This window comes from Arachidicoccus ginsenosidivorans (assembly GCF_007971385.1).
GTDB lineage: Bacteria > Bacteroidota > Bacteroidia > Chitinophagales > Chitinophagaceae > Arachidicoccus > Arachidicoccus ginsenosidivorans.
This window is the reverse complement of sequence record NZ_CP042434.1, coordinates 3,756,410-3,770,208: the sequence shown is the minus strand read 5'-3', so window position 1 is coordinate 3,770,208 and position 13,799 is coordinate 3,756,410. Positions and strand designations below refer to the sequence as shown.

General features: G+C 41.3%; 15 protein-coding genes. 10 read left to right on the top strand and 5 right to left on the bottom strand.

Annotated elements, in window-relative coordinates; genetic code table 11:
• Positions 1-164: 164 nt before the first annotated feature.
• The gene (locus tag FSB73_RS15095) at positions 165-665 is read left to right on the top strand and encodes a hypothetical protein (protein WP_146783942.1); all 501 of its coding nucleotides are present in this window, start codon (positions 165-167) and stop codon (positions 663-665) included.
• 79 nt (positions 666-744) lie between these two features.
• Here the strand turns inward: FSB73_RS15095 and FSB73_RS15090 are convergent, their stop codons facing one another.
• Positions 745-1,896 (bottom strand): FAD-dependent oxidoreductase, encoded by a 1,152-nt coding sequence (locus FSB73_RS15090; protein ID WP_146783939.1) that lies wholly within the window; start codon positions 1,894-1,896, stop codon positions 745-747.
• Between the two features lie 89 nt (positions 1,897-1,985).
• Here FSB73_RS15090 and FSB73_RS15085 point away from each other — a divergent pair, with 89 nt between their 5' ends.
• The 5 genes from FSB73_RS15085 (at position 1,986) to FSB73_RS15065 (ending at position 5,766) form a co-directional block, all read left to right on the top strand.
• Positions 1,986-2,954: a helix-turn-helix domain-containing protein gene (locus FSB73_RS15085; protein ID WP_146783936.1), complete on the top strand. Its 969-nt coding sequence runs from the start codon at positions 1,986-1,988 to the stop codon at positions 2,952-2,954.
• Positions 2,955-3,003: 49 nt separating this feature from the next.
• Positions 3,004-3,546 carry an RNA polymerase sigma factor gene (locus tag FSB73_RS15080; protein WP_225974054.1) on the top strand — a complete coding sequence of 181 codons (543 nt, stop codon included), beginning with the start codon at positions 3,004-3,006 and terminating at the stop codon, positions 3,544-3,546.
• Positions 3,530-3,901, top strand: a complete 372-nt coding sequence (locus tag FSB73_RS15075) for a hypothetical protein (protein WP_146783933.1) — start codon at positions 3,530-3,532, stop codon at positions 3,899-3,901. Before FSB73_RS15080 ends, FSB73_RS15075 begins: the two co-directional genes overlap by 17 nt.
• Before the next feature lie 344 nt (positions 3,902-4,245).
• A complete protein-coding gene (locus FSB73_RS15070) occupies positions 4,246-4,590 on the top strand; it encodes a hypothetical protein (RefSeq protein WP_146783930.1) in 345 nt (114 codons plus the stop codon).
• Positions 4,591-4,626: 36 nt separating this feature from the next.
• Entirely contained in the window at positions 4,627-5,766 is a 1,140-nt protein-coding gene (locus FSB73_RS15065; RefSeq protein WP_146783928.1) for a hypothetical protein, read from the top strand.
• An 88-nt stretch (positions 5,767-5,854) separates the two neighbouring features.
• On the opposite strand, the gene FSB73_RS15060 is transcribed toward FSB73_RS15065, so the two are convergent.
• From FSB73_RS15060 to FSB73_RS15050, 3 genes are all read right to left on the bottom strand, one after another.
• Positions 5,855-6,268 (bottom strand): hypothetical protein, encoded by a 414-nt coding sequence (locus FSB73_RS15060; protein WP_146783925.1) that lies wholly within the window; start codon positions 6,266-6,268, stop codon positions 5,855-5,857.
• A gap of 271 nt (positions 6,269-6,539) precedes the next feature.
• On the bottom strand, positions 6,540-7,403 hold the full coding sequence (locus tag FSB73_RS15055) for a hypothetical protein (RefSeq protein ID WP_146783922.1): 864 nt from the start codon (positions 7,401-7,403) through the stop codon (positions 6,540-6,542).
• Between the two features lie 161 nt (positions 7,404-7,564).
• Positions 7,565-8,887 carry an aspartate kinase gene (locus FSB73_RS15050; RefSeq protein ID WP_146783919.1) on the bottom strand — a complete coding sequence of 441 codons (1,323 nt, stop codon included), beginning with the start codon at positions 8,885-8,887 and terminating at the stop codon, positions 7,565-7,567.
• 394 nt (positions 8,888-9,281) lie between these two features.
• Here FSB73_RS15050 and FSB73_RS25210 point away from each other — a divergent pair, with 394 nt between their 5' ends.
• The 4 genes from FSB73_RS25210 (at position 9,282) to FSB73_RS15035 (ending at position 12,644) form a co-directional block, all read left to right on the top strand.
• On the top strand, positions 9,282-10,064 hold the full coding sequence (locus FSB73_RS25210; RefSeq protein ID WP_225974053.1) for a S10 family serine carboxypeptidase-like protein: 783 nt from the start codon (positions 9,282-9,284) through the stop codon (positions 10,062-10,064).
• On the top strand, positions 10,061-10,777 hold the full coding sequence (locus FSB73_RS25205) for a hypothetical protein (RefSeq protein WP_225974052.1): 717 nt from the start codon (positions 10,061-10,063) through the stop codon (positions 10,775-10,777). The genes FSB73_RS25210 and FSB73_RS25205 overlap by 4 nt, the downstream gene beginning before the upstream one ends.
• 124 nt (positions 10,778-10,901) lie before the next feature.
• Positions 10,902-11,639 carry a DNA repair protein RecO gene (gene recO, locus FSB73_RS15040; protein WP_146783917.1) on the top strand — a complete coding sequence of 246 codons (738 nt, stop codon included), beginning with the start codon at positions 10,902-10,904 and terminating at the stop codon, positions 11,637-11,639.
• A 69-nt stretch (positions 11,640-11,708) separates the two neighbouring features.
• The gene (locus tag FSB73_RS15035) at positions 11,709-12,644 is read left to right on the top strand and encodes a DUF3078 domain-containing protein (RefSeq protein ID WP_146783914.1); all 936 of its coding nucleotides are present in this window, start codon (positions 11,709-11,711) and stop codon (positions 12,642-12,644) included.
• A gap of 173 nt (positions 12,645-12,817) precedes the next feature.
• Here the strand turns inward: FSB73_RS15035 and FSB73_RS15030 are convergent, their stop codons facing one another.
• Complete coding sequence (locus FSB73_RS15030) at positions 12,818-13,795, bottom strand: type II toxin-antitoxin system HipA family toxin (RefSeq protein ID WP_146783911.1); 978 nt, start codon at positions 13,793-13,795, stop codon at positions 12,818-12,820.
• Positions 13,796-13,799: the final 4 nt, after the last annotated feature.

Here is a 13,799-nt window from a genome sequence, read left to right as displayed (position 1 = left end):
ATTCAGATTATTTTTGCCTTTCTCCCTACTGAGATCCATAAATATTCGTTTAGCAACATGTTTTATTAGCATTCAAAAATATATACTAATTTTATTGCAAATAAATGGCCTCCTATAATCGACATTAAAATCCAATCTAACCAATAACGCATAACCTATCTGCTATGTTTTTAAAAGTAAAAAACATATTAATCATTTGTCTATGCTGCCTATTTCTGTCAGCATGCAGCAAAGATGGCACTGTACTGAGCACTGGCTATGCAGAACCCTACCTTTCAGTTTCGGGTGAGCTGTTAGGCAGCTTTAGCAGTGCAGCAATTGGTCAAATAAAGATCCTGAACCGCAATGACAAATTTAAAATAATTATGGGAGCCAAATCCATTAGAAAGAAGCAGCCATTCAAATATTTAATTTTGTATGCGAAGCTGATGGATAAGACTGGCGCGAACAGCGGCACAGAATTCACGCCCATCGATCCAGAAAAAATCCAGTATTCATCTCTCTTATCGGGATCCAGCAAAGGGATAACAAGTGGGGATTCTGTTGAATATACAATAGACAATATTGCGCTCGAGCCTGGCGTTTATGATGCGCAAATGACCTTTGAATACGGCACTCAGAAAAAAATTATCAACTGTTATTTTGGGATTTCGACAAATCCTTAAACGGCGGCAAAACCATAAACAACAATAGGGTACTTGTTCAAAAAAAGCAATCACTTTATCACAAAAAAAGACTTATGCATTAGGCCAGCTGTAACATTTTTCTAAAATCAAAATCAGGATCTCGCATCTCTAATTCATTTTCCCTGGACTCTGCACTGGCAGCTTTTGCATACGCCATCATTTGTTTTTCATAATCATTAATAGCATCTGTTACATTACTAAAACGATCACTTACCAGGTTTTCAGTTAATATCGTCGCATCCATAAGCCCAATATTCACGCCCATTCCAGCAAAAGGAGGCATTAGATGCGCAGCGTCTCCAATCAAGGTAATGGGCAAAGGACGGTTGGGCTTCCAGGGCTGAGCAAGCGGCAGCACTCTTGTAGGCAGCCCTACAAATTGCGTCGTTTTTTCAATTAAGCTGTGATACAGTTCGCTCCAGCCGCCAAGCCTTGCTTTAAGATATGTAGAAGCCATCGCCTGATCAGAAAAATCAATTTTTAAGTCCTGTTCCAAATTCCCTTGCCAGGTCTCAGGTTTTTTAAAGATCAGGCCATAAGTCAATTTATCACCGTTCAGCGGATTTGCCACCAAAAGATTACCGCCACTGGCCACCATCAGTCGATGATTATCACATAATTTGTAAAATTCAGGCAAATTAACTGCTGGATCAGGAACATCTCCCTGCACAATAAAACTACCTGTTTCCTCCACCACCTCATCCGTTACAATACTTCTCATTTTGGCCATACCACCACTGGCTAGAATAACCATATCTGCTGTTGCTTCTGCACAATTGGCAAATCTTAGCCTCCACGCGCTATTTTGTGCTTCCAGCGAAACTAAATGACTGTCCCACTGGACCGAACCTGGCATTAAACTATCCAGTAACATCGTTCTTAATACATTTCTATTAATTTCCGGGTTATCACGGCGGTGTTCAGCAGTCATGGATTTTACCGCCATAATTCCACCCTGAATATCAGCGAATTTGATTCCCATGGGAATAGACAGTTCATAATATTTCTCTAAGAGTCCGGCCTTTTGTAATGCAAGTTGTCCCGATGTTTTGTGCAGGTCCAGCGTCCCACCCCAGATGCGGGCATCTCGATCTAGGTCTCTTTCATAGACAGTTGTCTTAGCACCCTTTAATTGTAGCAGCCTTGCCATCAAAAGTCCTACGGGCCCCGCTCCTACAATGGCTATTTTTTTATCGTTGAGTAACCTCATTCAAATTATTTTAAGTAATGCAAAGATAGGTCGTCATTTACGCATAAAATAGCTATATTGGACATACAAATAGTCCAAAAAGACATTTTATGATTCATATTCCAGCGCAAAATATACCAGAAGTCCTGCGTCAGTTTGCTGCCGCAATGAACACTAAAGTCATCAGCAATACCCTGCGTATCCCTGCAGCCTTTGGCAGCGGCTATTGCTCAGGCTACCTTTTTGGCGACCAGATTCGCCTATTAATTTTAAACTACACGCTCCATCAAGATATGGTGCTTAAAAATCCAGACAGCGATATACACCACAATATGATCCTTTTTAAACTGCAGCATGTATTTCCAGTGAATACGAAGCTCCAAAAAAGTCCACTACCCACTGTACTTATTGCCACAAGAAAAGTCGGACCCGATATTTTAATGCCCGTCCATACCCATACAGCTACGATCAATCTGGAGATCAATACCGATTATTTATCAGGTCTTATTGCCTCAACCGGCCAATCGACCATTATCGCCAGCCTGCTGGCCAATAACCAGCCATTACTATTTGAAGAAGCCATCCCCCCATCCCTACCCAATATCGTCCTGGAAATCCTAAACGCTCCTGCCAGCGATCCATTCCACCAATATTTTCTCCGCATTAAGGCAGAAGAGATTATTTGCCACTTATTAATGAACCTTGAAAAAAGAAAGGAAAAGAGATTGCAGCCATTAAACCAGGCGGATATTCAGCTGGTATATATGGTCAGAGACAAAATACTGGAAAATCTGGACAAGCCACCCTTATTATCAGCCCTGGCCAGTGACGCCGCTGTTAGTACATCCAAGCTTAAAATACTTTTTAAACAGGTATTTGGTAAGCCTATTTACAATTATTACCAGCAGTTCCGGATGCAGGAGGCTGCCCGTCTTTTAAAGGAGAAAGGTTTAGGCGTGGCCGAAGTTGGCTACCAATTAGGATTTACGAATATGAGCCATTTTGGGCGCTTATTTGAGCAACACATAGGGGTAAAACCCAAAAATATGCTTCACAGTCCTAAAAAAATATTGACTTAGGCAACCTTTAGTAAACATACTGCATTTAACCAATAGAAACCAGTACAATTTGGAAGCAATTAGAATTATTCAAGGATGCAAAGAAAATCAACCATGGGCCCAAAAAGCCTTGTTTGAACAACTGGCGCCTTCCATGATAATGGTTTGCAGAAGATATACCGGTAATCTACCTGATGCAGAAGAGGTCATGCTGTCAGGGTTCATGCAGTTCTTTTTAAAAATACATCTTTTTGAATACAGAGGCGAAGGAAGTATCAGCGCTTATCTCAGACGCATTATGATTCACGAGTCGCTGATGCATTTAAGAAAACAACCTAACATAACGGAGCAGGAAATTGAAGACACGTTGGTCAGCGAAGAACAAGATCCATTAGACCGACTATCCACAGCAGAAATTATGGAACTTATAACACGTCTGCCAACTGGATACCGGACTATTTTTAACCTCTATGTCATTGACGGAATGAGCCACCGGGAAATTGCAGATTTGCTTCATATAAAGGAAGGCACCTCAAAGTCTCAATTAAGTAAGGCCAGACGCCTGCTTCAGCAAATGGTCATTAAAATCAATAATCATGGCATCACAACATAAACACAATTCCACCCATCAAAAGGACAATCAAAAAGGCGACCAGCAAGATCCCTTTAACCAGATACAAAATACTAAGGACCAGGCATTAAGTAAACGCATCCTTGAATTGAGGGCAGAAAATTACGATACGGCCAAAGGCTGGGAAAAGCTATCAGGTAGACTACCCGTTAAGTCAACCGAGGTGCCTGTCCAACAATTAGCCCCGCCATCTGACAGCCAACGTCCACAGCAAAAAAAATCAAGGCCTTTATTATCCTTTTGGAAAATGGCTGTGGCCGCCATGGTACTACTGGCCGCAGGTTTTATTGTCGGCAGGTATTCCAACTGGCACAAGACAGGTAATCAGGGCAGGTAGCTATTCAGCGGCCTAACACTCCTATCCGGCAATCAGCGGATTCCAAGCGTTCCGCCAAGGCAGTTGGTACAAGCCGAATAACATCCATTCAAAAAGACACAAAAGCAACTGGAACAAAACAGCGAATAAACCTCCCCGGTCCAATAAATAACCTCCACCAAGATGCCTATACACAAAGTAGTCATAAAAATAAAGTTCATCTCCACCATAACGACAATAAGGCAAACAATACAGCTCTAAATTTCAATAACACAGTTGCCAGTATTAGCAGTAGCAGTCCTGGCAACAATGCCAGTAAGACTGCTGCGCAATCATCTATACCCAGTCTGGATTTAAATAAATCAATGGCCACAATAAAGCCCGACGCGCAAACAAATAATAGGCAAGTGATTGATAAAAAATTAGCAGTAACGGCTATGCCCATACAGATTCCCACGCAAGTTTTGGGGCAGGTTTCGGGCGCCGAGACAAACAACAGCAGTTTGCTGCCCTCCTCGGCCACCGAGGCGCAGGACCAGACGCAAACGGCCCTTCCTGTCATCGCCCTTTCCGCGATCCATATGGAGGCAGCCCTTCCAAGCGTAAACAGGCAAATGGGCCATCAAAATAATACCAAATCAAATATATATAAAACACTTAGCCGTAAAAGCGGCGCATCTTCACAAAACCCCTTTAAAATCAGATTCTAAACAGTTAGGTAATAATCATTTCTAAATACAGACCCGATGAAAATTAAAATGTTATTCAGTACCCTTCTAGTATTTAGTGCAGCGACCAGCCTGCATGCACAATACTTTGATCCACACACCGACCTTATCACAGGCAAATCCCCCACCAATAATATTACAATTCCTCTTAAAGAAGGCTATAGCTTAGACTTGGGTCGTGGAAACAAACTCTTTATACCCAGGGTTAATAGTTATCCAGGGTCTAAATCCGGATTAAAAGGGCTGCTACCCACCGCTCAGTTAATAGAGGCCGTAAAAGCAACTTATGCAAGGTTCAAAGATTCTCTGCAAGATCCGCTCACGGTTAAAAAGATCCAGTATTTAGATTTTAATGGCAAAATCAAAACGCTGGTCAGTCAAAAGCCAGCCACAGAAGAAAAGTTATACTATACGGCAGATGGCCAAACCTCCATGGTAAAACCACAAATGGATTCCATCACCATTGCCAGGGTAGACTCAACAGCCAATTACTATAGACCCGCGGTGATTATCTTTACCCTTAATTCCATAAGTGATTTTAGTAAGGTAGCAAATAGTGCGCTAATAGATCAATTTATTGACAGCATAGAAGCAGCCATCCCTGCTAAAGTCGCCAGCCATGCTCCCTGGAAGTATTTCATGTACGGCAATTACACCTTAAATAATCAAAACAGCTTTTCAGGCAACCTTAATTCCACCTTAAATGTCCAACGCACGTTTACGATCGGTTTTTCTGCCGACATCCAAAATATCAAAAACCACTTTGTGCCTTCTGCCTCTATTGGCATATCTATGTTCAATTATTTTAAAAAGCAACCCAACAGTTATAATGGATTCGGGCTCTACTGGACGCCTTATTTTTTCTTTGATAAAGACCAGAATGGTAAAACAAAGACCTATCGCAACGACTTTTTATTTGCCACCTACACTACAATTACCGATAGAAAAGATATTGGTAATAAACTAGACATTTTTCTACCGATCTCACTTGGTTATCTGATTCACAGAAAAGGAGATTTTCTGGAAAAAAACACCTTCGGTTTTAATGCATTTGGGGTAAAATACGGCAATGCCACGTTAAAACCATTTATCTATTTCCATAATTTTATTAAAGGTGTTACTCCCAGCATTCAGCTCAGTATTGGTATTGGTAAATAATTATGCATATACCTTAAAAACTTATTTTAATTACGCTGAAACTGGCTGCTTATTTCTATCTTAAAACTGCCATCTGTCTTTTAGTGTCCTATGCCAGCGTATTTTTTAAGTATTCAAACCAGGCTTTATTTCTAATTAAAAGGTCCATACTGCCATATATAATCAGATAGATCTGCGCCCCATTTTTTAGGGTGATTCGAAGAGGCGACCAGGCGTATCCAAAGTTTTTAGAGAGCCTTGGTGGATACAAGTCATCATAACCCAGATAAATTGTTTCAATTAGATCAAAGGGGATCTCTTCCTTCTTCTCATTTGACTTTCCAAACAGTTCTATCCCATTGTCCGTCAGTAGCAAACGTCCCTTATGCTGTAAAAGCGGAAAAATGCCAGTGGTCAGCATTAACAGGTCGTTTTTCTGATTACGTTTGGCTAGTTCAAAATCATAACACCACCTGACTGAACGTACTCGATTTATCCAGTCATTCCTTTTATTACTTTGCATTCTACAAAGGCTTTTAGATTTTACTCACTTATTTAAGCATTGGCCAAGTGCCAATAGCCTGCCCCTGCCCTGGTCAGCCTTCACAAATATAACGTAAGCTGTTGTAAAGGCAAGTATCATCACACATTAAATATAACCTCTATACATAAAAATACCTTTTCTTCCAATCTTGAACCGATTGGTAAAAAAGGTATTTTATTTTAGCCGACTATCCTAATCTATAGTTGAATAGGCAAATATAAACGACGACGACTCAAAGCGCTGCAGCCATTTATTTTTTATGTTCTTTAATCAGCGGGATACTTGCTCCAATGGACAAAATCATTTCATCGGTCGCAATAAATTGCTTAGCCCGTCCCTCATAAAGTCTTAAATTATAATACTGGGCCGCCAGAATTTTATCGGTAAATTCCAGATAAGCGTATTTGAAAAAAGTAGCCCTGATACCGGCCTCAAAGCCCATGTCAAATCCGCCAAACTGAAAACCTTTTTTGTTGGCGTGGCCATCAATTACGTTTTGCACATGCGGAATCACAATACCAGCCCCACCTTTGACTAATAAAGCCGCATCAAACCAGCTTTTATTAAAGCTGGTTAAATGTTTTCTATGGACCAGATTAATCAATAGGAAATTTGCGCCGTTGTTGAGCTGATATTTCATAAAACCTGACCGGTTGTTAATAAAAGTATCGACTGGTACACCATTCATCATCCCTTTTGCATGTAATAGCTGATTGTCTGCCACCACAAACTTTGTATGATCAAAATTGGCCTCAATCGCCCAATTATCCTTAAAGAAATAGCCCAACCGGTAATTGTATTGCGGGATGGTAAGCGCACGATTAAAAAGACCTTCATTCCAGCCTGGATGATCAGAGGCAAGGGTATTATAGAGCGTATAATCATTGCCCAGCTTCGGTTGATAAATATGAATATTGCTGGGCAGATACCACTCCTTATTATATCCCCAGGAGAGATAAAGCTCTCCTTTTTTACCGACAGAATTCCCTTCATCTGACAAGTGAAAACTGTGTTTATGTTTTTTTTCTTTATGAAATTCCTGTGCCTGAATCTGGGTAAAGATCCCCAGTGCTATTACAGCCAATAAGGCGGCTTTTAAGAAGATGGAACGCATAGTATATGCTTGAATTTTCGAATTATTTGTAAATGAACTTATATGATATAGTCCGACTACCATATCGGGCGCGAAGTTAGGGTATTCCACTAAAAAAAGCGCCATCTAATCAATTTGTAAGATGGCGCATATATTAGGAGTGCTTTAACGAATAATAAAGGTTAATCCAGCCCAAATACGCCCTTATTGATGGCCTGGAGCATTTCTTTTTTGCTGCTGGCCGGCACCAAAAAGGAGATATTATGCCTGCTGCCACCATAACTGATCATGCGTACCGGTATATGACTAATGGTTTCAAAAATATTCAGTAAGACAGATTTTTCTTCCACGATGGCATTGCCCACAATGGAGACGATCGCCTGATCCTTATCCACCGTTACACTTCCAAACGGTTCTAGTTCTTTTATAATCGATTTTAAATGCTGATCACTATCAATGGTCAACGAAACGGCTACCTCAGAGGTGGTGATCATATCAATTGGGGTCCTGTATTTTTCAAAGACCTCAAATACTTTTCTTAAGAAACCATAGGCCAGCAGCATTCGGCTACTTTTAATTTTTATGGCGATAATGCCGTCTTTTGCCGCAACTGCTTTAGCGCCCTCACCTTGCTCATGATCCTGAATAGTCGTTCCTTTGGCTTTTGGCGCCATCGTATTGAGTAGTTTTACCGGCACATGGGCATGCTGTGCAGGCCAGATACAGGTAGGATGCAGGATTTTCGCCCCAAAATAGGCCAGCTCGGCTGCTTCCTCAAAGCTTAGGACTTCAATCGGCCTGGTTTTACCCACAATGCGCGGATCATTATTATGCATGCCATCAATATCTGTCCAGATCTCACAGACACTGGCTTTGATCGCTGAGGCAATCAAAGATGCTGTATAATCACTGCCGCCTCTTTTTAAATTATCGACTTCCCCCCTGATATTCTTACAGATATATCCTTGGGTTACAAAAAGATCCACTTTAGCATGTTTTTTAAGGATTTGGGACAATTCAGTCTTAATAACCTTTAAATCAGGCTCCTCATTGGCATCAATACGCATGAATTCCAGCGCCGGCAGCCATAAATGCTCGACCCCAATCTCCTCCAGGTAAATGGAGAAAAGTTTGGTGCTCATGAGCTCACCCTGGGCCAATATATCTTTATTCAGCGCATCGCTGAAAGATATTTTTAAAATGATATTTAAAAACTCAAAATGTTCTCCAATGGCGGCCTGTGCCTTTTGCCGGCGTTCATCGGATTTTAAAAGCCCTTTGATGAAAGTATGATAATGTTTTTCAAGGCCGTCAATAATTTTCTTTGCGCCCGGCTTATCGCCTGCGGCAAGTGCATCACTAATACCAACCAGTGCATTTGTCGTACCACTCAGGGCACTGAGCACCACAATTTTGGCTTCTTTTTGTTCGGTTACAGTGGCAGCGACCTGATGCATACGCTCTGGCTGCCCAACGCTGGTGCCCCCGAATTTCATTACTTTCATCTGCTGTTAACTTTTATTTTTTTTGTGAACAAATGCTAAGCGCCAGCTTGAAAAACCTTATCCATCGTATTATGAATACAGCCGGATGCTATTTGTTCGTATTATTTACATTTTGTTTTTAACGCTCCCTCAAACGAACGAATGGATAAAAATAAGCGGATTCACTTAAGGAGAATGCCTTGTTTTTGCCCATTTGCATTTTGGCACGTAAAGATAACCTCCATTTCGATTCTAACCCTATAAAAAATAAGCTTTTTAATTAACTGACAGTCGTTTGTACCGCTCAATTAATAAAAAAACAGGGGAATCGTGATTTTTTTCTTGGATAGAATAAAAAAATATATGTAATTTGTTGTGTAATCTAATTAAGCAAAACCGCTCCAATCACTTTAAAATGCATAAACTATATACGCTCATGGCGGCTGTATTATTATTTACAGCCACTGCTCAGTCCCAAAATAATATTCCCAAAGACACCGCCGTTTTGACCCATCATGAAGCCACCATTAATGGCCAGCACTTTACTTATAGTGTATATAAGGGCACACAGCCAGTGTGGAACAAAGAAGGCAAAATTGTCGCCACACTCAGTTATACCTATTACGAAAGAGAAGGTATCAAAGACAAAAGCAACCGGCCTTTAAGTATTTCCTTTAACGGTGGACCCGGTTCTGCTTCTTTGTGGATGGAGCTGGGTTATACCGGGCCCATGCGGGTAAACCTGGATGACGAAGGCAGGGCTATTCAACCCTATGGGTTGAAACAAAATCCATACAGTATCCTGGATGCCACTGATATCGTGTATGTAGATCCCGTCAATACAGGCTACTCCAGAATCCTGGACAAGGATGCAAAAGGCAGTGAATTTTTTGGAGTCAACCAGGACATTGACTATCTGGCAGACTGGATCACCACTTTTCTAACCCGCAACAGCCGTTGGCTTTCTCCAAAGTTTCTGATCGGAGAAAGCTATGGGACAACCAGGGTCTCCGGTCTCTCTGAGGCTTTACAGGAACCTTCAAGAGGCGTCTTTTTAAATGGCGTCGTACTGGTTTCTCCGACCGAATTAGGCATAGAGCGTCAGGGAGCTGTAAGCGCGGCTTTAAACATCCCTATTATGCAGCAACCGCCTGGTATTATAAAAAATTACCCACCGATCTGCAGCAAAAAAAATTGACCGACATACTGCCCGAAGTGGAGTCTTTTACCTTAAATAAACTATTGCCGGCCATCGCTAAAGGCAGTTCCATCGACCCCCAGGAAAAACAATCCATTGAAACCCAACTCGCCCGTTACACGGGCATCGAAAAAAATATCTGGGACCAAAATAACCTGAATGTTCGCACCAGTCTTTTTTGGAAAGAACTACTCAGAGATAAAGGCTATACCATTGGCCGGTTGGATTCCCGTTATTTAGGCATTGATGAAAAAAACGCAGGTGATCGCCCGGATTTTAATGCAGAGATTCCCGCCTGGGCCCGGTCTTTTTCCCCCGCGGCCAATGATTATATGCGCAATGACCTGAACTTTAAAACAGATGTTGCCTACTGGGTTTTATCAGACCATGTTTACCCCTGGGATTCCCAGCGCAACCACACAGGTGACCAGTTAAGAGAAGCCATGGAGGAAAACCCTTCCTTACATTTACTGGTACAAAATGGCTATTACGACGGATCTATCTGTAATTTCTTTAATACAAAATATACGATCTGGCAGATTACGACTTCTCCCAGTTTAAAGGCGCGAACCACCTGGAAGGGTTATCCTTGTGGACATATGATTTATATGGACAAACAAAGTATGATTAAGGGCAATGAAGATATCCGCCAGTTTATCCTGTCCTCTATCCCGGCTAAAGACCAATCCTCCGATTATAAAATCGGCGGTTAAAACAACATACAATGGCCCGCTGTTTTGACGTTGTATAGCCCAGACATGGAAAGACATTCATTGCCGATGAAGGGCGCTGGGCTGTGCACAACATTTTAAGCAAATAGCCTATTTTTGTCCAGATATGACGCATAAAAGCAAAGCCGTTGTGCTGAGAACGGTCAAATATGGCGAATCCAGCCTGATTGTGACCATGTTCACCGAGCTATTTGGTTTGCAAAGTTATATGGTCAAAGGGATTCGGTCCAGTGGCAAATCTGCTGCCGGCAAAATCAGTTTTTTCCAGCCCGCAGCACTACTGGATGCAGAAATTTACCACAATCCCATAAAGCACTTGCAATATATCCGGGAATATCAGTGGGCCTATATCTATAAGGACGTTTATTTTGATGTTTTAAAAAATGCTGTGGCCACTTATATTGTAGAAATGGTGTTGCATACCATACGGGAAGAAGAACCCGCACAGGAGCTTTTTGAAATCGTAGAAAATGCGCTCTTGTATATTGACCAGCACGAGGGGCCGCAGATATTAAATATTCCGCTGGTGTTTAGCCTGCAATTAGCCTCGCTACTAGGTTTTATGTTCCACGGGCAATACACAAGCCAAACGCCCATTTTGGATTTACAGGAAGGCAGGTATGTTCAACAGTCCCCACAACATGGCTTTACCCTGGAAGGCGAAACGGCCCAGATCAATAGTTTTCTGATGTATATAAATGATATAAATTTAGCTAAAGATGTACAAATCAGCAATATAAATCGGCGATCTCTTTTGAAATGTTATCAGCAGTTCTTTTCTTTGCATCTCGAAAACTATCGGGAAGCCAAAAGCTACCAGATATTAAGAACCGTTTTGCAATAGGTGAACCCGGTTATACATACTTACCCGTTGACTTAAATATTAGAAACTAGAAAAACAAAATCCATTCTTATGAAAAAATTGCTTCTTGGCACCTTCCTGTTGGCTGCAGCCGTTAGTTATGCCCAGGATAATGGCAGAACAGACATCAAAAGTGATTTGGCCACCAAAGTAGACAAAAATGGCAGAACCTATGATTCTACCAAAAACTGGAATAAAGGCGGCTCCCTTTCAGTAAATGTGGCACAAACTTCTCTGGGAAACTGGTCTGGGGGTGGTACGGACGCCCTTTCCGCCAATGCCTTTGTGAATCTGTATGCAGATTACCTGAAAGGCAAAAACAGCTGGACCAATAACCTGAATATGCAGTATGGCTATCTGAAAACTTCCGGACTGGATGGGCGCAAAAGTGCGGATCTGATCGATTTTGTCTCCTTATATGGGCACTCAGTCAGCTCCAAAATGGATGTATCTGCTTTATTCAGGCTTAGAACGCAGGGTTTTAAAGGATATACCTATGGCACCGATGCAGATGGCAATGAAACCAAGACCCTGAACTCTAATTTCTTCGCTCCGGCCTATATTACTTTAGCTCCTGGTATAACCTATAAGCCTTTTAAGAATTTTAATCTGTTTTTGTCTCCGGTCGCAGCAAGAGCATTGGTCGTTGCCGACGATTTTCTGTCCAATCAAGGCGCCTATGGCGTTGACTCAGGTAAAACCATGAAATTTCAATTGGGTTTCTTGCTGAATGCAGGGTATACAGCAGATATTACAAAAACGATTTCCTATACCGGTAATCTGGAACTCTATAGCAATTACCTGCAAGATCCGCAGAATATCTATATATTTATGACCAATACCTTTGCTGCCAAGCTGACAAAGGCCATTGCCGTTACCTGGAACTTTAACCTGGCCTACGATGATCTGTACAGACCCGTAGAAGGCAAAGGCCCTAAATTGCAGACACAATCCATTTTAGGCGTTGGATTGCTCTATAAATTATAAAATTAGCATGGACATTTGTGCCCTTTATTTAAATGTTTAAATATTGGCACATCTATATTATAAACAGATGCGGCCTATTATAAAAGTAGTTTTATAATAGGCCGCATCTGTTGTTTTGCTTAACTCCGCAAGCAAGCATTGGACTTATAGGGATTTGAGTGCCATCATTAGCCTTAATCAAAGGCCGTGCGTTTCCCCTTTAGAAGCGCTATATACTTTTCTTTGCTGCTATCCGATAAAAAGCTGTTTTCTACCATCTGGCTCACCTGATCCATTTTTTGCTCACTGGTAAAATCAGCCAAAAACCGTCGGGCGCGACTTTCTTTGATACCCAGTCTTGCCGACAGCTCCAGAAATTCCGGCGTTCCATAACGACCATAGGTGTCGTAATAAGGAAAATCCATATCCCCTTCAAACAAATCAAGTGCTACGTCAGATTCCACCCGTGTATGCAAACGAGTACAAAGCAAATCATAGGCGGGTGATAACCGGTAACCACCCTGGTCGGCCCGAATCAAAGAAAAGTTTTTCAAATGAGCATCCCCATTGGAAATCAGATAATTGAACAAGATTTGTTTAAAAAAGGCTTCTTGTTCCGTAACGGGCGTTCCGATCTCTCTAAAAATCTGCCCCATCTCATCATAAGAGCTGTCATACTTAAAATTTTCTCCATTTACGCCGGCAGATCTATTCATCAATTGGCAAAAATCCTCCTGGGCCAGTTTTAATCCATTATCCAGGACATCAAAACGCCGGGTTAAATAAGCGGGTCGCCCATCCTGAAAATAAATGAGGGCATTATCAGCCGTTTTAAGACCGAATACCTGGCGGGCGATCTGCATGGTGAGATGCTCGTTTTCAGGTAAATCATCAATTATCTCCAATTGATGATATTTAGGTATAGGTTTTAAAATATATTCACCCTGATTAACTAATAACTGAAGTTCTTTGTTTTGTAGTTTTAAAGAATATTTCAACTGCATTCCAGATACAGATAGCAGCTTTTTTTTACTTGGATCAACATAAAAAATTTCAGGTACTGGCGTATCAAAATTTAATGTATCAGGTATATTTATTCCTTTAAACAAAATTTTTCTGCAAGAAGGACAGTAAGCTTTTGCACTTTTTTTATAACAACTTAAACAAATCATATTA

Bases quoted from the DNA above. Each gene is read 5' to 3' on its own strand.
- FSB73_RS15095 (WP_146783942.1), top strand. From the start codon at position 165: ATGTTTTTAAAAGTAAAAAACATATTAATCATTTGTCTATGCTGCCTA.
- FSB73_RS15090 (WP_146783939.1), bottom strand. From the start codon at position 1,896: ATGAGGTTACTCAACGATAAAAAAATAGCCATTGTAGGAGCGGGGCCC.
- FSB73_RS15085 (WP_146783936.1), top strand. From the start codon at position 1,986: ATGATTCATATTCCAGCGCAAAATATACCAGAAGTCCTGCGTCAGTTT.
- FSB73_RS15075 (WP_146783933.1), top strand. From the start codon at position 3,530: ATGGCATCACAACATAAACACAATTCCACCCATCAAAAGGACAATCAA.
- FSB73_RS15070 (WP_146783930.1), top strand. From the start codon at position 4,246: ATGGCCACAATAAAGCCCGACGCGCAAACAAATAATAGGCAAGTGATT.
- FSB73_RS15065 (WP_146783928.1), top strand. From the start codon at position 4,627: ATGAAAATTAAAATGTTATTCAGTACCCTTCTAGTATTTAGTGCAGCG.
- FSB73_RS15060 (WP_146783925.1), bottom strand. From the start codon at position 6,268: ATGCAAAGTAATAAAAGGAATGACTGGATAAATCGAGTACGTTCAGTC.
- FSB73_RS15055 (WP_146783922.1), bottom strand. From the start codon at position 7,403: ATGCGTTCCATCTTCTTAAAAGCCGCCTTATTGGCTGTAATAGCACTG.
- FSB73_RS15050 (WP_146783919.1), bottom strand. From the start codon at position 8,887: ATGAAAGTAATGAAATTCGGGGGCACCAGCGTTGGGCAGCCAGAGCGT.
- FSB73_RS25210 (WP_225974053.1), top strand. From the start codon at position 9,282: ATGCATAAACTATATACGCTCATGGCGGCTGTATTATTATTTACAGCC.
- recO (WP_146783917.1), top strand. From the start codon at position 10,902: ATGACGCATAAAAGCAAAGCCGTTGTGCTGAGAACGGTCAAATATGGC.
- FSB73_RS15035 (WP_146783914.1), top strand. From the start codon at position 11,709: ATGAAAAAATTGCTTCTTGGCACCTTCCTGTTGGCTGCAGCCGTTAGT.
- FSB73_RS15030 (WP_146783911.1), bottom strand. From the start codon at position 13,795: ATGATTTGTTTAAGTTGTTATAAAAAAAGTGCAAAAGCTTACTGTCCT.